Source organism: Sorangiineae bacterium MSr12523, from assembly GCA_037157775.1.
Taxonomy (GTDB): Bacteria; Myxococcota_A; Polyangia; order Polyangiales; family Polyangiaceae; genus Pendulispora; species Pendulispora brunnea.
This window is the reverse complement of the sequence record CP089982.1, coordinates 7,335,254-7,359,157: the sequence shown is the minus strand read 5'-3', so window position 1 is coordinate 7,359,157 and position 23,904 is coordinate 7,335,254. Positions and strand designations below refer to the sequence as shown.

Annotated in this window: 18 protein-coding genes and 2 pseudogenes; 7 read left to right on the top strand and 13 right to left on the bottom strand. The window is 61.6% G+C overall.

Features of this window, described 5'->3' with window-relative positions; genetic code table 11:
* Nucleotides 1–45: 45 nt before the first annotated feature.
* Together LZC95_28750 and LZC95_28745 are read right to left on the bottom strand one after the other, a co-directional pair.
* A complete protein-coding gene (locus LZC95_28750; GenBank protein WXA90438.1) occupies nt 46–729 on the bottom strand; it encodes a transposase in 684 nt (227 codons plus the stop codon).
* Between the two features lie 570 nt (nt 730–1,299).
* Entirely contained in the window at nt 1,300–2,001 is a 702-nt protein-coding gene (locus LZC95_28745; GenBank protein WXA90437.1) for a DUF899 family protein, read from the bottom strand.
* 51 nt (nt 2,002–2,052) lie between these two features.
* On the opposite strand from LZC95_28745, the gene LZC95_28740 reads away from it, so the two are divergent.
* Nucleotides 2,053–2,490: a MarR family transcriptional regulator gene (locus tag LZC95_28740; protein ID WXA90436.1), complete on the top strand. Its 438-nt coding sequence runs from the start codon at nt 2,053–2,055 to the stop codon at nt 2,488–2,490.
* Here LZC95_28740 and LZC95_28735 read toward each other — a convergent pair.
* From LZC95_28735 to LZC95_28725, 3 genes are read right to left on the bottom strand one after another with little or no spacing between them, the layout of a single operon-like run.
* The gene (locus LZC95_28735) at nt 2,483–4,492 is read right to left on the bottom strand and encodes a formylglycine-generating enzyme family protein (protein WXA90435.1); all 2,010 of its coding nucleotides are present in this window, start codon (nt 4,490–4,492) and stop codon (nt 2,483–2,485) included. The two genes, LZC95_28740 and LZC95_28735, sit on opposite strands and share 8 nt — an antisense overlap.
* The gene (locus tag LZC95_28730; GenBank protein ID WXA90434.1) at nt 4,489–6,369 is read right to left on the bottom strand and encodes a hypothetical protein; all 1,881 of its coding nucleotides are present in this window, start codon (nt 6,367–6,369) and stop codon (nt 4,489–4,491) included. The genes LZC95_28735 and LZC95_28730 overlap by 4 nt, the downstream gene beginning before the upstream one ends.
* Nucleotides 6,366–7,688 carry an amino acid permease gene (locus LZC95_28725; GenBank protein ID WXA90433.1) on the bottom strand — a complete coding sequence of 441 codons (1,323 nt, stop codon included), beginning with the start codon at nt 7,686–7,688 and terminating at the stop codon, nt 6,366–6,368. Before LZC95_28725 ends, LZC95_28730 begins: the two co-directional genes overlap by 4 nt.
* A 43-nt stretch (nt 7,689–7,731) precedes the next feature.
* On the opposite strand from LZC95_28725, the pseudogene LZC95_28720 reads away from it, so the two are divergent.
* Together LZC95_28720 and LZC95_28715 are read left to right on the top strand one after the other, a co-directional pair.
* Nucleotides 7,732–7,979 (top strand): annotated as a pseudogene (locus LZC95_28720) (ArsR family transcriptional regulator).
* Nucleotides 7,976–8,292 (top strand): annotated as a pseudogene (locus LZC95_28715) (hypothetical protein). Before LZC95_28720 ends, LZC95_28715 begins: the two co-directional pseudogenes overlap by 4 nt.
* Before the next feature lie 79 nt (nt 8,293–8,371).
* Here the strand turns inward: LZC95_28715 and LZC95_28710 are convergent.
* Nucleotides 8,372–9,553, bottom strand: coding sequence for a hypothetical protein (locus tag LZC95_28710; GenBank protein WXA90432.1), 1,182 nt, complete (start codon nt 9,551–9,553; stop codon nt 8,372–8,374).
* 362 nt (nt 9,554–9,915) lie between these two features.
* Between LZC95_28710 and LZC95_28705 the strand changes: the two genes are divergently transcribed.
* Nucleotides 9,916–10,641: a polysaccharide lyase gene (locus LZC95_28705; protein ID WXB00235.1), complete on the top strand. Its 726-nt coding sequence runs from the start codon at nt 9,916–9,918 to the stop codon at nt 10,639–10,641.
* Nucleotides 10,642–10,729: 88 nt separating this feature from the next.
* Here LZC95_28705 and LZC95_28700 read toward each other — a convergent pair whose 3' ends face one another.
* The 6 genes from LZC95_28700 to LZC95_28675 are packed head-to-tail and all read right to left on the bottom strand — an operon-like array spanning nt 10,730 to nt 17,922.
* A complete protein-coding gene (locus LZC95_28700; protein ID WXA90431.1) occupies nt 10,730–11,266 on the bottom strand; it encodes a hypothetical protein in 537 nt (178 codons plus the stop codon).
* Nucleotides 11,267–11,282: 16 nt separating this feature from the next.
* Nucleotides 11,283–12,506, bottom strand: a complete 1,224-nt coding sequence (locus tag LZC95_28695; protein WXA90430.1) for a DUF2169 domain-containing protein — start codon at nt 12,504–12,506, stop codon at nt 11,283–11,285.
* Complete coding sequence (locus tag LZC95_28690; GenBank protein ID WXA90429.1) at nt 12,503–13,402, bottom strand: hypothetical protein; 900 nt, start codon at nt 13,400–13,402, stop codon at nt 12,503–12,505. The genes LZC95_28695 and LZC95_28690 overlap by 4 nt, the downstream gene beginning before the upstream one ends.
* 6 nt (nt 13,403–13,408) lie before the next feature.
* Nucleotides 13,409–14,401 carry a DUF2169 domain-containing protein gene (locus LZC95_28685; GenBank protein WXA90428.1) on the bottom strand — a complete coding sequence of 331 codons (993 nt, stop codon included), beginning with the start codon at nt 14,399–14,401 and terminating at the stop codon, nt 13,409–13,411.
* Between the two features lie 10 nt (nt 14,402–14,411).
* Nucleotides 14,412–16,691, bottom strand: coding sequence for a type VI secretion system tip protein VgrG (gene vgrG / locus LZC95_28680; protein WXA90427.1), 2,280 nt, complete (start codon nt 16,689–16,691; stop codon nt 14,412–14,414).
* Nucleotides 16,692–16,695: 4 nt separating this feature from the next.
* On the bottom strand, nt 16,696–17,922 hold the full coding sequence (locus tag LZC95_28675; GenBank protein WXA90426.1) for a serine/threonine protein kinase: 1,227 nt from the start codon (nt 17,920–17,922) through the stop codon (nt 16,696–16,698).
* 501 nt (nt 17,923–18,423) lie between these two features.
* Here LZC95_28675 and LZC95_28670 point away from each other — a divergent pair.
* From LZC95_28670 to LZC95_28660, 3 genes are read left to right on the top strand one after another with little or no spacing between them, the layout of a single operon-like run.
* A complete protein-coding gene (locus tag LZC95_28670) occupies nt 18,424–19,161 on the top strand; it encodes a sigma-70 family RNA polymerase sigma factor (protein WXA90425.1) in 738 nt (245 codons plus the stop codon).
* On the top strand, nt 19,161–21,455 hold the full coding sequence (locus LZC95_28665) for a serine/threonine protein kinase (GenBank protein WXA90424.1): 2,295 nt from the start codon (nt 19,161–19,163) through the stop codon (nt 21,453–21,455). The genes LZC95_28670 and LZC95_28665 overlap by 1 nt, the downstream gene beginning before the upstream one ends.
* A 12-nt stretch (nt 21,456–21,467) precedes the next feature.
* Nucleotides 21,468–22,574, top strand: coding sequence for a DUF2236 domain-containing protein (locus tag LZC95_28660; protein ID WXA90423.1), 1,107 nt, complete (start codon nt 21,468–21,470; stop codon nt 22,572–22,574).
* Here LZC95_28660 and LZC95_28655 read toward each other — a convergent pair.
* Nucleotides 22,555–23,733, bottom strand: coding sequence for a serine/threonine protein kinase (locus tag LZC95_28655; GenBank protein ID WXA90422.1), 1,179 nt, complete (start codon nt 23,731–23,733; stop codon nt 22,555–22,557). The genes LZC95_28660 and LZC95_28655 overlap by 20 nt on opposite strands.
* Between the last annotated feature and the right edge of the window lie 171 nt (nt 23,734–23,904).

The window sequence follows — 23,904 nt, the reverse complement described above, 5'->3', positions numbered from 1 at the left end:
AGCTGGTGCCGTCGATCATTCCCCATTCATTGCCGACACTCGTGCCTAAGGGGGACGGGGCCCTTCGTCGATGCCGAGTAAGCGGTGGCGACGCCAACCTTTGCGAGCGAGCCAGGTTTGTGCAGGTTGGACGGGGGGTGGCAATCCGGCGATGCCGTCGAGGTCGCGCGCGGCGTACTTGAGAAGGAAGTCTTGGCGCCAGCCGTCGAACCATGCGGCGGATGAACGAGGGTCGAGCCAGGCGAGGGACGCACCGTGCTTTCTGTGATTCATGAGTACGTAGAGAAGCGCGTTGCGGACTTCGCGTGGTCGTGTCAGCGCATGAGCGTGATATCGCTCTTTCCAGACTGGCCCCCTGCGCATTAGGCCACGATTGATCGCGCGCGCGAGCCGAATCGAGAGACCGTGCATTCCGCGTGACAGGCTCACCTTGTCGTGTGCCTCCACGATGAGATGGATATGGTCATGCTGAACCGAGAAATGCACGACCCGAAATTCGGTGCGGGATGCCTCCTTGATGCTTCTCAATACGAATGCGAATACGGGAGGCGCTCGCAGACCGTGGACAGCGTCTCGGGCCCGCAATGTGACATGAACGGGGTGCGCCGCCCTGTGAACGGGGCGCGCGCGATGGGGCACCCCGGACTTTGGATTGCGCTTCCGACCGGCTCCCCGCCGCCGTCCACCCCATGTGCGACCGGAAGGCAGCTCGAGCTGCAGCGGCTTCATTGAGCGCTTCATCTTGAATAAGGCATATAACCTGCGGCGGACAAATCAAGCTGTTTTTCCTGGATTCGGTGCCTACTAGAGAGATGGGGACAGGTTCCGTCCGCGAGATTCGGATGGCGTGGCTACAAGCTTGTCCGATAACGAGTTCGAAACCCAACTCACGACGAGGGCCACGAAAGCATGCGTGTCGCCCTGATCGTTTCGCGAAACCGTTTGATCACTCCACGTTGCCGACCTCGTAGAATCTCGTCATCGAGGCAGCCGCCACTGGCTCACCCAACGCGCCCGCAAAGCTCGATAGATCCGAATATCGAACTTCGCAACGAGGCTTAGGTCCTCCATTGACAGGATGGTAGCCAGTGGGTTCCCTTGACTCTTCGTAGATAATCTTAATCCCACGCCAAGGCACCCAAATGTACCGAAGCGCCGAGAAACACCCTTCGCATTCTTCGCGACTTCCCGGTTCCCCTCGCTTCGACCCCTCCCTTACTCGCCCATCCGCAAACCTCGGCTCACGGCACTCGGAGCGAAGCGCCGTGAGGCCAACGTTGCCCCCCCTGCGAAAACCCTTTAGCGCCCGTATTCCAATTTGGGATACCAGTTGGTGCCGCGGCCTTCGGGGGTGAAGTCGAGCATTGTCCAGAGGGGATCGAGGTCGGGGGCGCCGCGTGGATCTTGGCCGGGGTCGGCCATGCCGGGGCCCATTTCGCCGCTCCAGAAATGGCGGATGATGCCGTCTTTGCGCGTGAACACGTTGAAGCCGGGTGCGTCGGCGTCTTCGGCGCTCACGTAGGTGCGCGTGTAGTGGCCCTCGGTGTCGGAATATACTTTGAGGCGCGTCCAGCCGCGGGCCTGCTTGGCGGCGCGCAATCGATCGATGGGGGAGCGTGCCACCATGGCGATGGACACGCGCTGCTCGAGATCGGGAAGCTTGGTCTCCCATGTGCTCATGAACGACGTGCACGAAGGACAGGGGCGTTCGCGCTTCGGCCCGAACATGTAGCTGTAGACGAGAAGCGTGTCCTTGTCGCCGAAGAGGCTGGACAAGGTTACGGGACCGTTTTCGCCCTCGAAGCGGTAATCCATGGGGATCTGGCCGCCCGGTGGGAGCTGACGGCGCATTTCCGCGACCCGCTCGAGGTGGCGGCGCAATTCGATTTCCTCGACCAGGAGGGCGTTGCGAGCCCTTCGGTATTCTTCGCTTTCATTGGGAAAGTGGCTGCGGTTCTTCTTCACCAGCTCCGTTGCCGGCGTGAGCTCTCGACTGGCCATGCTGTTTCCTCCTTGATACGTTGATATCAACCTATATAATTCACGTCAAGGATGGCCGACCTTTCGTTCGACACGACGCTTCACGTTCGCGATCACTGCTTGTGCCTTCACGCGCAACGGGCAGCGCGTGCGTTGGCCCGTTGCTTCGACGATGCGTTCCGCCCGCTCGGCCTCACCAATGGGCAATTTTCGCTGCTCATGTCCCTCAACCGTCCCGAGCCGCCGAGCCTTGGTTCCGTGGCCTCGCTTCTTGCGATGGATCGAACCACGTTGACGGCAGCGCTCAAGCCGTTGGCGCGGCGCGGTCTGCTCAAGGTCACCGTGGACCAAGAGGACCGGCGGGGCCGGCGCCTCGCGTTGACGGCAAAGGGGCGAAAGCTATTGGCCCGGGCGGTCCCCATCTGGCGCGCGAAGCACGCCGAGCTCGATACGCAGCTCGAGGATCCCGAGAGCTTGCGCCAGGGGCTGCGCGCCCTGACGGCTACGTGAGCTCGGCCACGGTTCGAAAGGAGATGGTCTCGCTTCGATCGAGCCCGTCGCTGCGCAAAATGTATTTGGCGTGGTAGTCGTTGGGCCTCGGCCCGCGGGCCACGATCCATTCCGTCTCGGCCGGCGGCAGAAATACACCGCCGCGCAGCATCACGAAACGCGTGTGCCCATCGGAATATTCGCTCTCCGTGAATTCCCACGCATTCCCCGATAGGCCCATGATCCCTTGTGGCGTGGCCGTTTCGGGCGTGGCCGCCGGCTGCAGCACGCTCGGAAAGCTTCGCGGCTCGTTTCCCCATGGATAGCGGTGACCGGCGCCTGCGCCCTCCGCCGTCCATTGCCATTCGGCCTCGGTGGGAAGCCGTTGGCCATGCCATGCGGCGAAGGCGCGAGCATCATCCAAGCTGACGAATGTCACCGGCTCGTTCGCGCGATCACCGGCGACCGTCGCCGGAAGCACCCCACGATCGCGCAGGTGCTTCAGAAAATGCTCGTCGTCGCCCGGCCGGTACCGCGCCGCGTGCACGAAGGCGAGAAACTCGGCATTGGTCACCGCCGTGGCACGAATGGCGAAGCGCGTGACCGAACACGGGATTACGTGCTCGAGAATATCCTTGTAGAACCACCCCCAAAGCGCATTGTCCCCCGAGGGGAGGCTACCGTGCTCCGTGGCCCCCACCGCATAACAGCCGCACTCTCGCCGTTCATGCCGAATGCGCATTTGAAATTCGCCGCCGGGTATTTCAATGAGGTTCGCCATCTGCCGCGGTCGCGAAACCGCGGGCGGGCGCAAGGGTCGCGGGTACGGGCGGCGTTCGTCGTAGCCCTCGAGCTCCACGTCGGCGTTTCGTCCGAGTCGCTCGAAATGCTCCAGCGCGCGTCGTGCGTCCATCGCACCATCCCGCACGACCGCCTGAATGCCATTCGGCGCGACCGTCACGGTGTCTCCCCCGCGGAGCTCGTGGCGATCGCCCCAAAAGGCGAAATACGCAGCACCGTCCGCTTCGGGAAGCCGATAGGCGAGGGGCTCCTGCGTGCGATTGCGCAGGGTGATGATGGCCCGCGCGCCCAGATCCCATCGATTGGCGTCCAGTCCGGAGACGCCAGTCGGAATCAACGGCAGCCAATCTCCATGGACGAAGAGCGCGGCGTAATGATCCAATAGGGCACCCGTCTCCGCGATGAGCCGCCGGTCCTCGCGGCCATACGGATTCCACGCACCGAAGACATTGTCCCAGAGCAAAAGCCCCGTACCATTGAAAAAGCTATAAACGATATCCAGCTTGCGCGTCTCGTCCCATCGCCGAATCATGAATTGTCGATGCCTTGGCAAGAGCCACGCATGGCGCAAGATCGACGGCGTATGCGCATCACCGATGTCGCTCCATTGCGCCCAGGCCTGGCGATAGCGGCCAAGCTGCGCCGCCTCGGGCCGAAGCTCCGGCGCGAAGACCACCCCGCTTTTTCGCTGGAGGACGGCTCGTTCCAAGCTTTCCGGGGCAGAAGGAAGCGTGTCCAGCATGACTCCATCGGCATCCACCCCCGCGACGATGTCCCCGAGCTCGTCGTACGTGCCCGGTGCCCAAGGATTGTAATCGACGAAGACGCGCAATCCGCACCGGTGAAATACGTCGACCACGTCCGTGCGCAGTTTGGCGATGCCGCCCGGCATATCGCGGTAAAAATCGAATTGATCCCGCGTGTCGAAACCCAACCTCGGGTAGCCTTGCCACAAAAGCACCGAATCGACCCGCCCGAATTGGGCCCGCCACCGCTCGACGAGTTCGCGCGTCCGATAGCCCCGGTCGCGGTCGTAAAATGCCGCGTCGTACATGAAGAGGAACATTTGCCGAAATGTCGCGTCGCTCCAATCCGTCGCGGGATCGTAGGCGACATCGATCGCCTCTCGCTCGCGGAGCATGGCGCTGTGCCACGCGTTCCATGCGTCGCTGGAGGGCGCGTCCAGGCCGATGTAGGCGTCGGGCGTCGTTCGAAGGCTCATAGGAGGCCACACTCCGTTCGCAATTCGGGAAACCGGTCATACACCGTCGCCGCCGTGGCGAGCGCCGAGCCGTTTCCCCAAGTGAAAATCGTGAATGTCCCAATGGGCTCGGCGCCCGAGTGGGCTTGATTCTCCATCATGAAGCCGTACGACTCGGGGCCGAAAAAGGGAAAACGCTTTTCGTACGCGCGTGCCAGTGCGGCATTCTCCGGACAATAGAGCATGCTGAACGAAGCGCGCAGCGCGCTGATTCCGCGCTCGGTGAGCTCTCGATCGCCGGTGGCGCGTCCGAGCTCCAAGTAGAGCGGCGCAAAAAGGCTCTGTCGGGCGTCATTCCATTCGCTGTCGGCGTTCATCACACCGAAGCCGCCGTGGGCGGGGGCCGGCAAGAACGGCGGATTCCATACCGCTTGATACAGCGACAATTCATCGATGCAGCGACGGGCCAGTGCGAGCAGGCGCTCTTCTTGGGTGGTCTGCCATGCTTCGAAAAAGGCCGCCGCACACCAAGCGATCGACAGCGTGTTCTGCTTGTACACGCCATTGCGAGCCACGCGTTGGCCGGGAACACCCCAGGGGGCGCACGAGTAATACGTCTCGAAGTCCTCCCAGCGACCTTCGCGCGCCACATCCTCGAGAAAGGGCAGGGCGGCCAGCGCGGCCTTTTCCCATGCCGCATGGCTCGTCGTGCGCGCGAGCTCGAGGAGCAATGTCACCGAAACGGCGGATTCGGGGCCCTCCGCGAGTTCGGTGGGAATACGACCATCGGGCTCCACCCAGCCGGGAAACGCGCCGCTCGGCCGCTGCAACGCGACGAGCCTCTCGGCAAAGCGAAGCACGTAATCGCGCGCCCGCGCATCGCCGGTGAGCGCGTGCCACTCGAGGAGCATGCGGCCGGTGAACGCCGCATCCACGATATGGCACGCGTCCTCCGATGCGGAGGCTGGCCGTCGATCGGAATTGGACCAACGCCACGTGCCCGAGGCGTCGGCCACGATCCTCGAGGGAAAAAGGCCATTGTGCTGGGGTGCGGCGAGCGCAACCTCCGTCATGCGGCGCGCGCGGTCTTCCAGATCCGCCGATCCCGTTTGGCGCGCATGACGCAGAAGTCCATTGGCGCAGCGTTGCGTGGAGAACCACGCTTGATTCCAGATGCTGCGCGGCTCGCGCCAGCGCCGCTGCTCCGGCGGAATCGAGGGATGGCGGCTCACGTCGACGATGAACACGGGGGCGGCCGCACGCTCGTCGATGCTTTGCCATACGCTCTCGGCCCAGCCGTCTTGCGAGAAAGCCCAGTGCACGATGTGCCGCAAGAGCGGCGCGAGGTCGTGGGCGCGTGTCATGCCGGGGCGGCCCCACCGATTCCACATCCAGCGTGCCACCATGCCATACGGATTTGCGCAATCGCGCGCCTCGCAGCTTGCCACGAGGTGCAATCGCATTCCAACGGCGCATCCCTCGGCGCGGGCATGTTCACGGACATAAAATACGTGCCCCTCTTCGCGGTAAGCGCCTGCGGCCATGGTCACCGTTCGTCGCGGGTGGTCGCAATCGAGCCAAACGCGGTAAGCGCCGGCGTTGGCCACATCGCGCACATCGTCCAAATCGGGAACGAAGGCCAGCGCCAGCGCATCGTCGGCGAGCACGATGGCCGGCGACCGGAAAATCGCATCGCCCATGACATAGCCTTCCTCGGGCGTGAGATGGGGAACCCACACGTGCTTCGCGTTTGCAAAGGGATGCTCGATTGCGAGTTCGATGGCCGCGTCCTCGGCGCCGAATACACCGCAAAGCTCGAATGCGCCATCCACGAACGAGACTTGCCCCTTCGATGAAATGACATGGAGTGCGCGACCATCGGGAAGTTCGAATCTCATGCACGTCTCCAGGAAAGCCACACGAATCCTCCCACGACCAGCGCGCACGCGCCGTAGGCCGATTCGAGCGGTGCACGGAGCAAGCAGCCCAGCGCAATGCCCATTTGAATGAGAAGGAAGGCCCACGCCGCGGGCGGTGGTGCATACCGCGGCATGCCCGCGGACTTCGGCGCGCGCAGGCGAACCACGGCAATGGCCGCTTGAAACGTCGCATCGGCAAAGGCAATGCCCGTGAGCAGCACATCGATGCGTGACGATCCCACGAGCACGGCGATGCAGGCGAGCGTCCCCTGCAATGCCACCGCGAATGTGGGCCGCCCCGTGCGCGGATCCAGCCGGCCCGCGCGCTCGAAGAACACGCCATCCTTGGCCATTGCGTAAATCACGAAGGGGAACCCAAGGCAAACCGTGTTCAGGAGCCCCGCCGCGGAGACCACGATGGTGAGCGCCAGCACCTTTCCCGCGGCAGGTCCGAGCGCAATGCCCACCGCATCCGCGGCCGGGCTCGTGCTTGCAGCCAGCCCCGCATGCCCGAGCAGCGCGAGGTAAGCGACATTCACGCCCAGGTACGCCACCAGCACGACCGAAATCGCCGCGATGATCCCGCGCGGAAGTGAGCGCTCGGGATCGCGCACCGAGCCGGCGATGAATGTGCCGTGGTACGCCCCGCCGAAGGTGAACAGCACCGGGATGATGCCGAACAGCAGCCACGATGACATCGTCCCCTGCGGAGCCATCGTTTGCGGCCCCGCAGAAAATACTCGCGACGCGTGTCCCCAACATGCGCCCACGAGCGCGAGCGCGGCCAAGGCCGCAAGCTTGAGCGCAGCCATCCCGATTTGAATGCGCCCGCCCACCCGCAAGCCGAGCAGGTTCGCCGCGGTGAACAGGGCAATCGCCGCACACGCCCCTACGCTTCGCGCGACGGAGCCGATGGGACCGGCCACGAAGGCGAGATGATCCACCAACACCAGGGCAATGACCGCCATGGCCCCTGGCTGAACGACGAGCAACTGCAGCCACCCGTACAAGAACGAAAGCGCCGATCCTACGGGTTTGCCGAAGCCCTCGCGCAAAAAGACGTAGAGCCCCCCGGCCTGCGGCCACCGCGCGCCGAGGTCCGCGAAAACGAGTGCGCCCGCGATCGAGGCGATCCCACCGAGCACCCAGATGCCGAGCACCCACGCCGCATTCGGCACCGCACGCGCGAGCGTCGCCGGCGTGAAAAAGATGCCCACCCCCACCATCGCGCCAATGACCACGGCCGCCACATGCCATGGGCCCAGCGGCCGCTCGTCTTCAAGCTCGGATCGATGCACCCGAAGACGATATACGCACTGCCCGCTTGACGCGTTTCAATCCCTGACCGATCCGACCCGCCGCTGCATCGTCGAGCAGCCGGGCATCCACCAATCCGGCGTGTCCCGGCACCTGCGCATCCTTCACGAAGCCGGTTTCGTGGCCATGCGTCCGGACGGGCAGCGCCGCCTCTATTCGCTTCGGCCCGAGCCGTTTCGCGAGCTCGATGCGTGGCTCGCCCAATACCGCGGCCTCTGGGAGCGCGGCTCGACCGCTTCGGGGCCGCCCTCGCGAAAGGAAAACGAACATGAGCACGCCGAAAGTCATTTTCGAACGGACGTACCAAGCTCGAATCGAGGAGCTCTGGGCGCTATGGACCACGAAGGAGGGCTTCGCGTCGTGGTGCGGGCCCGAAGGCTACCGTGTCGAGGTGCACACCATCGATGCGCGCCTGGGGTCCCGCCCTACGAGAACACCATCGAGGTGGAGTTTTTCCGTCAGGGAGGACACGTGCGCATGGTGGTCGCCTTGGAGCCGCTGCATGACGCGGAATTTACGAGGCTGTCGTCCTTGGGCTTTGCGAGCCAGCTTGCGAAGTTGGATAAACGCTTCGCGCAAATCTAGAAAACTCCGTTGACGGAACCGGACGACGGCTCAACGGTTTTCCCTTTCGGACGATAGTCGAGGAAACATTCGAAACAGACTACCCGCTGGATAGGAGCCGTTCGTCGATTTCAATTTTGGAACCTTCGCGGAGCTGGGCGGCCCGTTCGGCGCGCACCTGTTCGCGCACCGTATCGAAGTAGTCGTTGCGGATCGATTGTCTCTCGCCCTCGAAGCTCATGACCTTCTCGACGCCCTTGTCGTCCTTGTACGTGTAACGGGTCTTCAGGTTGTCGTCGTACCATTTGCGGAGGTGTGCCTCCGTTTCCGGAGCCTTCATTCGTTGGGCGGCTTTGGCGGTGATGCGATCTTGAAGCCACATCCGTGTGAGCGAGGCGCGATTGGCCGCCACGGTTTCGCGGTACGCCCGGCTCTTGTCGATTCCGCGTGCGCGCGCCTCGTTGATTTTGAGGCCGTCCGTAAGAATGTGCTTGAGCAGCTTGGAGACACCTTCTTGGGTGGCGACATTCGGGCGCTTCGCGGGCGGTAGGCCGACGTACGCCGCAAACGCATCACCGACGGTGACCTTCATCTCGCCGCATTGTGCAAGTGGGTGTGCTGCAATATCGGTCGGCAGGTCTTCGGCCTTGTCCGAGCCGTGTTGCGCAATCGCATCTTTGAGGTGCGCATATCCCTCATTGGAGACAATGACCTCTGCTTTTTCGAACAATCTGTCCTCCAACGCACTTTGAAGCAGTGCGTAATGTTCTGCGGACTTGGCTTTGTCGCCTACGTCTTCCCGCGTCAAAAATTCGATGAGCAAGAGCCGCCGTGTGCTGTCGAGTGAGCGGACCATATTTTCGCGGGTGTCGATGTTGCGGCGATAGGCGTCCCGCAGGAAGAGAAGGTCGTCGATGAGCCGATCGAGGTGTTTTCTTCTCCCGGCGGTATCCAGCTTTTTGCGTTCCTCTTCGCTGACCTCGGCCTTTAGGTAGGCCCGAAATTCGCTGATTGGAATCTCGATGGAGGTGCCATCCACCCGGGCCAGCACCGGATTGTCATTGGCCGCGGGGCCGAAATCATAGAGGCGCACGAGCCGCTCGGGATCCTCCGGCGCGAGCTGCGCGGGCGGGGGCCCTGCGGTGGCCGAGGGCTGCGCGGGTGCGGAATGAGGCGAGGATGCGCTTTTCTGGAACCCATTCGGCTCAGGAGCTTCGCTAGGGTAGGGCAGGAAAACTGCGATGGCCGCGCAGGCAACGAGGACGTAGAGACGGCTCGCCATGAGCGCCATTGTCGGGGGCGCGCCCATCCATGCAAGTGGAAATCGTCCGGCGCGCCGTTTTTAAACTATGCAAAAAGTATCATGCCTCCCCGCAGCGCATTTGAGTGCATTGGTAAAACCGAATCTGGTGAAGACGAAAATTTGCTCAATGGATCGAATGGATCGTGTGCATACATGTGCCTATCCCATTGATAGTAATCGCTGGCGCTTCGGTGGCTTGGAAACCGGTGTCAAATTTGATTGACGTCGGTCCTTCTTCGAATTACGACGTTGTATCCCCCGGCAACGGTGCGACCACTATCGAGGAGGGTCAGATGACGCGTGTTAAGGGATTAGGAGCTGGTCTCGTCCTGGCAGGCTGCATGCTGTGCAGCCGCGAGAGCTTTGCAACGGTCATCTTCCACAATACGGGAACGATGTCGGGTTGGAGCGCCACGCTTGCAGAGCACAATGGAAGCATCTCGCAAGTCACCAACATCGTGTACGACGGCACCACCGCCCTCAAGGCGATGCAAGTGTACGACCCGAACTACAGCGGCCGGTACCACTCGGAGTGGGTGCGCAACGACGTATACAATCGCGGCGACATGGGCTTCTACGGGTTCGCCTTCCGCCTGCAGGGCGACTGGCAATTCACCAATCAGAACTACAACATCGCCCAATTCATCGCGGATTTCTCCAACACGGGCTGTGACGACTGGATGCCCAGCACCATGGTCTGGCTGAACGGCTCCAGCCTCAACACGCGCGTCAAGACGGGGAGCATCTGCGCACAGCGCACCACGAACTTCAACGGCGTCGCCAACGTCACCGCCGGCGTCTGGCACCGCTTCGAAATGCAGGTAAATTGGCAGAGCGGGTCGAACGGCTACTTCAAGGTCTGGTACGACGGCAACAAAGTCTTCGAGCGCCTCAACATCGCCACCACCGTGTCGGACGACCGCGCATTCGACTTCCGCGTAGGCCTCTACGCCAACAGCTGGCACGACGACGGCCGCCTGGTCGGCAATCAAGGCACGCGCCAAATCTGGTACGACAACATCGGCGCCGGCACGACGTACGCCGAAGCGGATCCCGACGGCTGGTGAGCGGGCCGTAATCCTCGCAACGAGTGCCTTCCTCTTCCTCTCCTCTATTTTCGAGGAGAGGGAAGGAAGCATTTTGTCCGTTGTCGCGCTAAGAATCCGAGCTTTCGGACGTGGCTCGAGGCGAGTCGTCGAACTTCGCGACGACTTCAGCGTCGCCCGTGATGTCGGAGGCGGGAATCGAGGGAAGAAGATCGCTCGGCCCCGGAAGTCGAGCCCCGAGCGTTTCCTTCATCCAAGGCGGGACCTCGTCGGGTTTGTCGCAATTGAGGCGAATCTGCTCGCCGACGACGACCACGTTGTCGTTTGCGCGTAGTGCGATATCGCCCGCCGTTGTCTCGATGGTGGCATGGTGCGCCTCGATGCGCGCCTCCTGGCTCGCATGTACATCGAAGCGTTCGCACGCGACGGAAACGGCGTGTGTCGCTCGAAGTTCGATGTCGGCGGCCTCGAAAATGAGCTTTGGGCCAGCGTCCGTGAGGACGACGGTGAGCTCGATCCGTCCGCTACTTCCGAGTACGCGCAATATTTCGTGGTCGCCACTGGGGCGCCGAACCTCGAGGCTACGGCCCGACGCGAGCGCGACGGTGCAGTCGTCGATGGTGGCCGGGACGGCGAGTTTCGTCATTGGCATGTTGGTTCCCTCACGATGAACGGGCGCGCCAGCGCACTGCGTGGCGAATGCGCACAGCCTGGGCTGGGGTGAGCGCTTGGCCTGCCCAATGGCGGGCAACCCACACCGTTGTGAGCTGTCCGTCATCGGGTCGCACGACCACCGTGCGGAGCGAAGCCTCGGACTCGATGACGCGCCCATTGGGGAGCTCGAAGAGCACCTGCGGAGTCTCGGCGGGCAGGGGAACGTCCAGGCGCGGCGCCAGAGGGTGCATGCCCCACAGCACGATGGTTTCACGGCCGGAGAGCGGGGCGACGGCCAGCCACGGTGAGGCTCCGTGGTAAAAGCGATCTCGGCCGGCTGCACCCGCGTTGGAGCCCGATTCGCCTTGTACAGAAGTGCTGGCGACGAGTTCTCGCGGGACAACGCCGCCGCGTACTTCGCTGAAGTCGGCAGGGTCGCATCGATGTGGCGTGCTCGTGGCGAGGAGGAATGCGAGGCGAGGGAACCACGATGTGTCGAACCAATCGAACCCCGCCGGAAACGGGGCCGTTGGCCAGCGGTACAAATCACCTGTACAGAGCCGCGAGGGAGTGAGCATATCCTCCGGGAACTCGAGATTCGGAAGCATGAGCGCATCGAATGCCGCGCGCGAAGGATGCACCAGAAACCCGCGACCCGCGGGATTTCGTGGATACCGATAGAGCGAGAGCTCGCTACCTGAAAACGCGGAATGCTTCGCGAGCCAATCGCCCATTTCATCCGGATGATCCGCCGCCGACCATAGGTCGCATCCTCCGTATGCGCGCGCATACGTGAGCGGCATTTTCTCGAAAGACTCGGGAGGTGAGAACACGACGTGGTTGCCGTTGCCGCGGTACTCCGCGTGTCGATCTCCGGTCACGCGAATGCGGCGCCCCGCGCGCTCCGGCTCTCTCGTTCCCAAGATGCTGACGCCGACGTCCATGCAAGGTACGGGACCTTTCGTGGAGTGGGCGCTTCCTTGAACGACGACGTCGGTGCCTGCTTTCCGGAGACAGAAGATGTCGCAATCGGTCCGTGGCGCGCCTTCATCACCCTGCCCGGTGGGCGGATGATATTCGGCGTCAAGGTGCAAAGGCACTTGCAGTGGAGCTACAATGGGACGATGTCCGGGAGCAAAGGTGTACGTGCGTTTCGCGAAAACGTGGAGGATCGACGTATCATTCGGCGCGTCGGTGTAGTCGAGCAAGGAGAGGAGAGGTCCTTGCGTCATCGAACGGACCCTCCCACCGGCGAGAGAAAGGCAGACAGCCCGCCACGGGCTATTCGATCGGAGGCATCGTTGACGTTTCCGGAGATCCGTTCGCCCAACGCTTCGACGAGCTTCATGGCCCCGTCGTGCAGACCATGCGAAACGTAGTGGCCGTCCTTCATGATGTCGCCGATCCCTTTGATGATGAACTCGCGCAAGAACGTTTGCGAAATCTTTCCCTCGGCCATCTCGCTACTGAGGATAGGCGCCAATTTTTCACCGAGCGAGCGGAGCGCCGGGCCTCTTTTGGGGTTCGTCAGCAGCCGGTGCAACCCGTTCATCGAGTGTCCAAGCCCTAGACTCAAGAACATCGAGAGAATCGAGTCCAACAACATGTTGCTTGCATTGCCGACGAGATCTCCAATCGTCATGCCGAGCAGGACGGAGCTGGCCAGTTGTATCGATACTGTGCTTGGGAGATCGAACGGTTTGGAGCAAACCGTTGAACTGGCAATTGCAAGATCGACCCCCACGTTCAGTAGAGGCAAGTGAACAGCTGGGTTGTCTCCCTTGTCCGTAATGTTGGCCTTGATGGAGTAAGGACCCCATATTGTCTTGGTGGCCCCTAGCAGTATGTTGGGGATAATGAGCCCGCTGTCCCAGAAAAACGAGATCGGAGGAGCCGCGTTGCTAAGACAAATATGCGGACGTAGGTAGCGCGTATCGCTTCCGCGCTTCAAGAAACCATTGCCATCACCAAAAACCGATGAAGATTGAGAATCGCCACCAAGCCATCGAGCGGTGGATATGGAAATCCATCGCTGCCAGGGATGGATACCGAGCGGTCCCAATGCTTCGTGCAAGTCGAAGCCGAAGACGAGACACCACTTGCTCACGATCGGACAAGAAAAAGGCATGGTTCCTCATCCGCCGTTGATGGCGGGGCTTGTTTCACGCAGGATTGCGGTTCGCACATCATAGGGCCGCAGCGCGTATCGAAATACAGTTTGTAATGTAAAAATGACCAGTTTGGCGTCCAGCAAGATCCATAGGCCGCTGAAGGTCAAGGGGTAGGTGACCCGTTCGGTCCCAATCTCTGCGTCCAACGCGAGGGCCAGACGCGGCACTCGAAACGATGCGACAGTATCTCCGAACTCGATACTCACGGGGTCGTCGATTTCGAGTCTTTGCATCAGATTCCGTGGCGGAGCGGCGCACATGAAGCACTCTGCCGCGCGTTGAAAGCACTCTGCCTCCGTAGGCGATGGCCGCCGTAGTCGATTTCGTTCCATGAGCCATGCCGCCATTTGCCAAGCGGGAGCATTGCTGATTGGGCCCCACGCGACCGGCAAGAGCCGGTCATCCCAAGACGAAATAGGCTGGCAGGGGTCCATGAGATTCGGAAGCGGATTGTCGACCGCGTCCATTTCTGTCAAGTAAGCGCCGCGGCCTTCGGGATTGAGCGGATCGGGTACGGATTGCCCGTCCTGAAGGAGAGTTCCCCCGAGAGCTCGCGACCAATTGATGGGCATCTCCGTGAAAGCACGTGGCGCGCTCGCGGCAAGTGTACCTCCCCTTTTTGTCCATACGCGATCCCCGACGACCAGAATCTCGCTTGCGAAGTTCCCTGCGCGGACTCGGGCGTTGAGCCATGTAACGGGGGTTCTAGACGTGGCCGTGCCCAGGGCGATCAAGTCGCATCCAACTCGATTCGGTGAACTGTCTGCGGGAAAGGTGCCGAATATCGTATGTATCGGAGCAGCGAAGACTGGCCATGGATCGTTTGCCGGCACCAGCATCGTCGGGCTCACGAGCTGGAACGTTGCGCGCGCCACCACCGACGCCACATTGACTTCCTGGCCTGCACTCCCGAAATGGAATCGTGCTTGCCAAGGCGTGTTGTTGACGAAATTCATGAATGCCGAATTATGTGTTCAAGTTGGTCGGCGCTTTGATGTTCACGCAGCCGCCGCCGGTCGTAATGTCGACTGTGCCTTTCGTTGAATGAATCGATACGTTCTCGGAATCGAGTCTTGCTGCGTCCCGTAGAAGGTTCAAATGAGCGCCTTCTCTATTGGTAAATTTGATTGGTCCATCGACTTTGACTTCTAGTCCTTTTTCCGAAAATGCAATGTAAGCCTTCTTGCCGCACCAGACGGTGAATCCCTTAGTGACCGTGACATCGATGTGCTTGGCGTTCACGGTTACCTGGTCATTGCATCGGAACGTGTGTGTGCCGAAGATGGTCGCTTTGTCGTTGCTTCGTACCGTGAGTTCCCGATCGCCGGTCACGTCGATGGTTTGATTGTATATCGCCGTGATGGTCTGGTCTCCCTGCGAAGAAATTGTCTGGTTTCGACCGCAGGAGATGATTTGATCCATACTTGCGGACAGATGCTGATCCTTGTTGGATGATATCCTTTGGTCAAGTCCGGAGGAGAGTGATTGCTCGCGAAGCGCCGACAGCGTTTGATTCCCCTTTGCGCTTGCCGTCTGGCTTCCGCCGACATTCGTGGTGTCGTTGCCATCTATCGTCGCCGTTCGCGATCCGTGAATCGTGATTGACCGGTCTTTGCCGATCACGCAGGTTTTATTTCCGCCGATGTTCTCCGTATGCGCATTCTGAACCGTGACATCCATGTTGCGCTGCGCATGGATATAAATCTTCTCCGCGCCGGCGTGGTTGTCCTGCGTAATCTCGTTGTGGCCGCCGCCGCCGGGAACGCTCTTCGTCTTCCAGGTGCTATTGGCGACGTCGACGGGCATTTTGTACGGCTGGGCGTCGATGGCGTTGTAGACGGCGCCGATGACGACGGGGCGGTCGATGTCGCCGTCGATGAAGTCGACGAGGACCTCGGAACCGACTTTGTGCGCTTGCCAGAAGCCTTCGTCGAAGTTGGCGACGGGGGTCATCATGCGGATCCAGCAGGAGCTGTTCTCGTCGTGTTTTCCATCGCGATCCCAATGGAATTGCACTTTGATGCGGCCGTATTCGTCGACGTAGGGGTCGCCCACCTGGGGACCCACCACGCGCGCGCTCTCGAGGTGCGAGTTCGGCTTCGGCAAATGGGGCGGGTGGATGGTCATCTCCGCCGGGACGGCGCTGAATCGCGTGAGCTCTTCGCTGGTGCGGCCCGCGACCTCGGCGCCGTTGCCGGGCAAGGAAAGAGCGCCGTGAACCTTGCCGGCGACCGAGACCTCCGTAATCAGGAGTTTGCGATTGAAGGCGCCATCGCGGTGGCCATGAAGGGTAAACGTCTTTCCAGGAAAGAAGCGCAACGTGGACGCCGCCCCGGTGAGCGTGAACGCATCGGCGCGCTCTTGTCCGAGGCGTATTTGTGCCCGCCTTTCCGCGAGGTCGTGCATATCGCGAAATCCGGCGGCGTAGGTGCGGCGCTCGCGACGAGTATGCCCATCGAGTTCGGCGCGCCCTTGGAGGCGCGCGGAGGGATTGCGAAAGTCGTAATCACGCTGCTCGATGGCTCCGGTGCGGACGCGTTGCGCGCGCTGGATGCTGCAGACGTGCTCTCCGGAAACGGCACCGCTTTCATGGCGGAAGTCGAGGTCGGCGTCGTTGGGGAGATCGGCGAAGCCATCGCGGCGATTCGTGAAGACGAGAATGCTGTCGTCCGGCGTATGGTCGAAATAATAATGAAGCCCTTCGTGCGCGGCGAGCCGAGCGAGAAAATCGAGATCCGTCTCGTCGGCCTGTACGGTGTATTCGTGCGTGGCGAGGGGAGGGTAGACATGCCAAGCCGTCTGGATTCGCTCGGTGCGAACGAGTTCGCGAATGATCTCCTCGACGGTCTTTCGTTGAAAGATCTGATAACCGCCCGAATACCGCAAGTTGGCCAGGCGTGGCTCGAGGACGAGCGATGTCGAGGCGCGCCCCTCACCGACATACGCCCCATCGGGCACCACCTCGGTGATCATGCCATGAACGACCAGCTCGACGTTCCCCCCGCGCGCTACCGTGAACGAGGCATCGCTCCCCAGGGCTACCTCGAGATCTTGCACGTCTTCCGGCTCGCTGACGACGGCAATCGTATAGGAGAAGAGAGATGAAAGCCCTTCTCGCCCTTCGAACGACGTCACCGTGAGCGCGGCCTCGTCGACATTGGCAATTCGTAGGCGGCACCGCAAATCATCGTAGTTGGCCGCGAGCAGCGATACGGATCCGTTCAAAAGAGTTCCTCGCGTATTCATGCATTCATCTCGTCGTCGTGTGATGGGGCGTTGGTGGACTTGGCTGGATGGAAGGCTCGACGCAACGAGCCAGTAGTGCTCCCAAGAGAACCGATGTGATTGCGCCGGCAATCACGAGTGCGCCGAGCCGAGCGCGCGCGTGCAATCGTGGCTGGATCGCCACCGTGGCCGCCCCTGGAGCCACGTAGGCACGTACGAACGGAGCGTCGACCACCGTCTGCTCGAGGGAGTCCGAGCTTCGGTCCATCGCCTCACGGAGCGCGGCCATGAGTTCTTTCACGTTGGAATATCGATCGGTGGCCTTTTTCTGCAAACAACGCCCGACGACCGCCTCCAGAGCCACGGGTACGTCGGGCCGCCGGTCGCGGAGGGACCGTGGCGGGTCGTAGAGGATCTTCCCGAAGAGTTCACTTACACCCACCGCCGCAAAGGGGTAATCATTTGCAAGTAGGTAATAGAGCACCGCGCCCAGGCCATAAATATCGGCGCGAGCATCGACGCGCTTCGAGTCTCGAATCTGCTCGGGTGACATGAATCCGGGCGAGCCGAGGATGGATCCCGTTCGCGTGGGGGATCCGGCCCGATCCTCTTCCGTCGCGGCCAACTTCGAAATACCGAAGTCGAGGACCTTCACCAACGGCGTCCCGTCCGGCCGACGCGTGAGAAACAGGTTTTTGGGCTTGAGATCGCGATGAACGATACCTGCTTGGTGGGCTTCGTCCATCGCGGCGCACGCATCGAGCACATACGCCACGGCCTCGGAGACTGGGAGTGCACCGCGCTTTTGGAGCAGGCTTTCGAGATCGCTGCCCTCCAGAAGGTCCATGACGATGTAAGGCGGACCGCTTGCGAGGGTGCCAAAGTCCCTCACGCGAGTGGCGTATTCCCCCCGCAAGCGCGCCACTGCGCGCGCTTCGCGAAAGAATCGTTTTGCCGCGTGTGGCGAGTTCACGGCTTCCGGATGCATGAACTTGATCGCGACCAAAAAGCCAAGCTGCACGTGCCTTGCGGCGACCACGACGCCCATGTCGCCCGAGCCAATGATGCGCTCGACGCGGTACTTCGCCGCAATCACTTCCCCCGGTCGAACGGGCGACTTGCCTTCTTCGTCGGCAATCTTTCGCGAGGACGTTCTCACGCCGGTGTGGGTCGGCTCATCGAGCGTCGCCCCGTTGCCGCGCGGACGCCTCCAGGTATCAGGTGGGTTTTGCTTCTTTTCGACAGCACTCATTCCATTCCTCTTCGACGGATGGCGCACCTCGTCCCAGGGGCATTCGAGACGAAGGCCACGCCGTAAGTGGTCCAAGGCGGACCCATGATGTTTCTCGAGCACGATCGGCCACTCACGAAACGACTCGGCTTACGTCTACGACGTAAACTCGAGTGTTGCGCAAACGGCAAAAGTTCGTTGTGCGCGGTTCGTGGATTGCTTTGCGCCGGCGCCTCAGCATTGCGGGCTACGCGCGCCGGTGTTAGCGTCAATGACGATGTGGTGCTCGCGCCCCCCTGCTTACGCGAACGTGCACGTCGTGCGATCCCAGCAACTCATACCCTCTTATTCGCCCGCCGCCGGCTGCGCTCGTAGGTTGCCCTCGAAAAATTGCTCACCGTGTCGAGCGCCCATGGGAGCGAATGTGTGTCATATTGTAATTTCTGGCTCGGGAGGTTCAAAGTGACATCCGGTGGACGAGAAGTGTCAAATGGCGCGGTTCGTCCAATTCGCGAGGCAACGATGGGGCGCGCGGAGGACGGAGAGAGCTTTCCCCACACTCCGCCTTCGGCGGTCCTCGGCGTGCGCGATGACAATCCCGCCGAGCGCGAGCGGTCGCTAAAGGTTCTGGCACGGAGGTATTGGAAGCCCGTCTACAAGTACATTCGGCTCCGCTGGCGAAAAACGGCGCTCGAGGCCGAGGAATTTACACAGGAATTCTTCTTGCTCGCCACGGCGAAGAATATCTTTTCGAGCTTCGATCCGCAGCGCGCGCGTTTTCGTACCTTCGTCCGTGTCTGTGTCGATCGTTTCGTGGCGAGCTACCAGCGGCATCGGCATGCCAAAAAGCGCGGTGGCGGCATTGCCTTCGTACCGTTCGATTTCGAGGCAGCCGAGCTCGAAATTGGTATTCAGCGCGACGATGCGACGGTCTACAATGCCGAAGAGTTGTTCGAGGCCGAGTGGGTGAAGAGTCTTCTTCAGAGTGCCGTGGAGTGCCTGCGTGAGGAGTGTGAACGCAAAGGTAAGCTCGTCCACTTCCAAGCTTTCGAGTTGTTTCATCTTGCCGAGGAACAGGACCGGCCATCGTACGAGGCCATTGCCGCCCAACTGGGGATTTCGGTCAACGACGTGAACAATCGGCTGGTGTACGCACGCCGTCACTTTCGCGCAGCCATTCTCATGGCCCTTCGCGAATGTACGGCAAGCGAGGAAGAGCTGAACGCCGAAGCCCGTATCGTGCTGGGGGACGGTCCCTGATGCGTGTCCCTGGCGACCTCGCGCAGGCCCTTCGATTGGAAAAGGAGCTATTTGCCGGCCGATTCGCCATCGAGGCGGAGGCCGGCGTTGGCGGCATGGGGGTCGTGTACCGGGCGTTCGACCACGTTCGCGAAGAATCCGTGGCGCTCAAGATTCTTCACCGTACGGATCCGGCGACGCTGCATCGCTTCAACGCGGAGGTCAGCGCGCTCGAAGATCTTCGACACCCTGGCGTCGTTCAATACGTTGCACACGGCGTCGATGCGGAGGGGGACGCCTATTTGGCCATGGAGTGGATTGCGGGTGAAACGCTGCATGCGCGACTGCGCGAAGGCCCGCTCTCGATTCGCGACACCGCGGCCCTTGGTTGCCACCTTGCGAGCGCGCTCGAAGCGATGCACGCGATTGGGATCATTCATTGTGACATAAAGCCGCTCAATGTTTTATTGCCATCCGGCAATTGGCACGAGGCCAAGCTCGTCGATTTTGGCTTGGCGCAATCGCGCAAGTCGGGTCGCGTGGATCGAGAAGATGTCATGGTGGATACGCTGTCGGCGCGAACCGTTCTGGGGACGCCCGGCTACATGGCACCGGAACAGGCACGTGGTGCTCGCATTCTCGACGGCCGTGCGGACCTCTTTTCCCTGGGCTGCCTGCTCTTTCGGTGTTTGACCGGGGTGGAAGCATTCGAGGAAACACCCGAGTTCAACGCGTTTGCGCGAATGGTGCTTCTCGATTCGCCGCGAGCATCCGAATTTCGGACCGACGTTCCGCCTTCGATGGACGATCTGGTCGCCCGTCTGCTCGCCACGGAGCCCGAAAAGCGGCCCGAGAGCGCGGCGACGGTGCGGATGGAGCTCGAACGCATCATCGCCCATCATGATTGGCCGAAGCCCGCCGTATCGAACGCAACCCCGACTTTGGAATCCGCCCCCGACGTTCTCTTCGGCCGCTACATTCTCCAGGATCGGCTGTCGGACAAATCGGGATCGTTTCGTGTGCGGGATTCCCTTCTCGATCGGAACGTGGTGCTCGAAGTGTTTGCCGGTACCCGGGAACGGGGTGCCATCGACGAATTGCTCGCGAAGGCCCGGGCCGTGGCGGGCGTGAGCCATCCGAACGTAACTGTGATTTACGACGTCGGGGAGCGTGCTCGCGTTCCATTCGTCGCAAGCGAACATCTTTCGGGTAAATCCCTGCGAAGGTACATCGATGATCCTTGCATCGATCGGGCTCGAAGGGTCCGATGGCTCGGTGCCATTGCGCGCGGTCTTGCGGCATTGCATCGCGCCGGGGTGGTTCACGGCGAAGTGAATCCCGACAACGTGATCATTGCGGATGTGCAGACGGACAATCCGCTCGAAGACGTCGTCAAGATTGTAAACGTCCGATTCGAGAACATCGAAATCGCAACGGACAAAGTCGGATCCAAGTACATCGCGCCGGAGCGAAGCCGAGGAAGACCCGTTGACGCTGCAGTCGATCAATTTGCTTGGGCGGTGATGGCGTTCGAGTTCATCACCGGTCGGTATCCCTGGGCCGATACACCTTTTTTCCAAGTTGGCGCGGCCATGGTGAACTTCGGCCCCGAGTGGGCGCAGGTCCCTCGCGGGGTTGCGGCGGTCGTTCGCAGAGCCCTTCGAGAGGAGCGCAGCGAACGATTCCCTACGATGGAGGCCCTGCTCGAGGAGCTGGAGGCGAGCACCAGGCAGGAGCCAGCGGGCATCGCTTCGGATTTGACGGGGGCCATTCAGCAATACATCGAGGAAGAACGGCCGAAGCCGAGCGCCTCCGGCATGGTCGTGCCGCGCGGCAAATCGCAGCAAAGCGAGGTTCGGTCCTCGCTGAAAACGGAGCGTCTGCGATTGGCCGTTCTTTTCGGAGTGACGATTGCCTTCGTCGTTGCGACCGGAGAAGGCATTCTGCGGTCGGGCTCCGACGCGGGCAAATCGAAGACTTCGACTGTCTCGTTCGAACAGGCGCCGGTGCCCCGCGTGACCGGCATGTCGCCGGAAACTTGGGCAGCCCAGACGGTGGTGTTGAAAGGGCCTTTGCCCGTCGCGAGCGTCGAAACGAAAGAGAACAATTCGAACGATGGAGCCGCACCGTCGGCCTCGGACGACTCGGCGATCGCGCGCCGTGGACGCACTCCTCGCCACACGGAGAAAAGCGAATCGGGTCGCCAAGAGCGCGCGCGGCGCGTCGCCCCCGATGCGGAGCCGGCGCCGATACCGTCGTTGCCAGCTCCGAATTTGCCGGACGCGTACGAACCGACGAAAGACACGCGACAATAACGGGTTTGAACGATGGTGACCGACCAAGAACTCGATGTTTTGCGCATGCGGACGGACGATGTGCTCGATCCGCTGATGCAGGCGCTGGCCCCCGGCGATGTGGGGCAGATGCTCGGTGCCTTGTTTCGGACGGACCGCATTCCGGCCGACGATCCGCGATTTCGGGAATTGCTCGAAGCGCTGCCCATCGTGCCCTTGGAGAATGCTGCGTTGGTGGAGGCCGGGCAGCGCGTGTTCGAGCTGTATGGGCCGGAGGTTCTTCTCATCCTGGGCTGCTATGGATTGCCCGCAGCGTATGCGGCGGCCAATGGCGTGCAGGTCATTCACCGCGCGCGCCGTCTGGAGGACGATACACAACGCCGCCTCTGCGAAACCGCGCAAATGCTCATCAATGCGATGACGCCAGGCGGCCTCGCACACGGCGGCATCGGATACCGATCCGCGATCAAGGTGCGCATCATGCATGCGCTCATTCGGCAACATGTTCGCTCCAAGGAGTGGTCGACAGCCGAGTACGGGGAACCGATCAACCAGGAGGACTTGGCCGGTACCCTTTTGACCTTCTCGTTGCTGGTGTTGGACGGGCTCCGCAAGATCGGGGCGCATCTGTCGCAGGAGGAGGAAAGGGGATATCTCGAGACTTGGCATCATCTGGCTCTCGTGCTGGGGATCGACGCGCGCCTCGCCTCGCGGAGCCTCGACGAGGCGAAAGCATTGGCCGAGCTCATTGGGCGCCGGCAGTTCCGCCCCTCGCCGGAGGGGCGGCGGCTCATGCACGATCTGATGGTGGTGAGCGAGGGGCTATTTCCGATTCCCGGTTACGGGACGAGCTTGATGCACTTCTTCCTCGACGAGAGTGTCTTCGGAATCAACCTCGCCGAAACCCTCGATTTGCCGCCCGCCAACTGGACGCGTGTCCTGGTGCGCGCCCGTGCCGCGCAGAAGCAGGTGATTTTCCGCTGGTTGAATCGCGTCCCAGGGGCTCGGGCGCGCCGCAGGGTCGTCTCATCGTACTTTGCGCAAAAGCTCATTCTGTGGAAACGACCGGACAAGCAATCGCCCTTCGAGGTCCCGCCCGACCTTTTGCAGCGATGGCGCCTCACGGCGCCGAAGATGTAGCGCGGACTGCGAAATCGCGGAACATGCATGCGGAATAAGGAGCGCAGCGCGCCAAGAGTGCCCCCATGGCCACCGATGCCATGAGCACGACGGCGGGAAGCCGCGCCCCTACCACGCCGTCGCGCAGCACCGTGGAGGGCTGCTCTTTCTGCTCGAGCGCGCCGCGAAGGGCATCCATGAGCTCTTTTACATTGGGATAGCGATCGCTGGGGTCTTTCTGCAAACAACGCGATACGATCGCCTCGATGGCCGCCGGCACATCCGGACGGCGATCGCGTAGGGAATGCGGCGGCTCGTGCAGAATCTTTTCGAGTAGATCGCTTACGCTAATGGCCGAAAAGGGATAATCGTTCGCGAGGAGGTAATAGAGCACCGCACCCAGGCCATAAATGTCCGATCGTGCGTCGACTTGCTTGGAGTCGCGAATTTGCTCGGGCGACATGAATCCCGGCGAGCCGAGGATGGAGCCGCTTTCGGTCGATGACGCGTGTTCGTCCTCCGCCGTTTCGGTCAATTTGGAGATGCCGAAGTCGAGCACCTTCACCAGCGGCGTCCCGTCGGGGCGGTGGGTGAGAAACAGGTTCTTGGGCTTGAGATCGCGATGAACGATCCCCACTCGATGGGCTTCATCCATCGCCTTGCACGCATCGATCAGATACCCCACGGCTTCCTCGATGGGGAGCTTGCCACGCCTCTGCACCAAGGCTTTCAAGTCTATCCCCTCGAGGTGTTCCATCACGATGTAGGGCGCACCGCCATCGGGGGAGCCATAATCGGTTATGCGAGCCGTGTGTTCTCCCCGTAGGCGCGCAACCGCGCGGGCTTCGCGAAAGAAGCGGGCCGCGCGGGATTCGCTTTGGGCTTCGGGACGCATGAATTTGATGGCGACCAGAAAGCCAAGCTGCAGGTGACGTGCGGCGACCACCAAGCCCATATCGCCGTATCCGAGTACACGTTCGATGCGATACTTGCTTGCGACCAGGTCCCCCACGAGAATCGGAGGTTCCGCTTTCGCATGGCGCCTCTTGCGCCGCAACGCCCGTACCCTGGTGATGGGCGTGACGTCGTCGAGCGTCGACTCGTGGCCGAGTGAACGCGTCCAAGCGTCTGCAGTGACGACGACTTCACGTCGACGTGTCTTTCTCTCGACAGCACTCATTCGGATCCCCTCATCGGTGATGGCGCCGATGGTGATGTTTGCCTCAGGCACAATGCGACTGCAAAAGGTTTGGCGTTTACGTGAACGGGGTAAACCCCGGCCGTTGTGAGGTCGCTACGGTTCATTGCGCAACGCCCATGAACGCTTCCATACGCTCTTATTCGCGGGCCG